The following is a 312-nucleotide window of genomic DNA, read 5'->3' as shown; positions in this document are numbered from 1 at the left end:
GAATCCGTCGCCGAGCACACGGTGGTCGGCCGCGCGTTGCGCATCGACGGCGCCGATTCGGCGCGCGTCGCGCGCGCGGTGCTGTCGGTGCTGCCGCTCGACACGTTCGTCGACACGCCGGCATGGCGGATGGAAGTAGTCGGCGATCCGGCCGCGGTGCCGCCCGTGCAACGCGAGGTGCAGGCCGAGATCGATCGCGCGGAAGCGCGCGCCGTGCCGCTCACGGGCCTCGATCGCTTCGCGTTCTACGAGCGCGCGCAGCGCGCGTACGCGGTGATCGTCACCGGCGAGCTGCGCGGCTACGGCTGCTTC

The 312-nt window shown here is 73.1% G+C and carries 1 protein-coding gene; it reads left to right on the top strand.

Going from position 1 to position 312, the window contains the following annotated elements; translation table 11 throughout:
- Nucleotides 1-312: RbsD/FucU family protein (locus SB816_RS30675; protein WP_410548075.1), on the top strand; the 312-nt coding region annotated here is incomplete at both ends.

It is taken from the genome of Achromobacter sp. SIMBA_011 (assembly GCF_046535435.1).
GTDB lineage: Bacteria > Pseudomonadota > Gammaproteobacteria > Burkholderiales > Burkholderiaceae_B > Achromobacter > Achromobacter dolens.
This window is presented reverse-complemented; position numbering and strand designations above follow the sequence as displayed.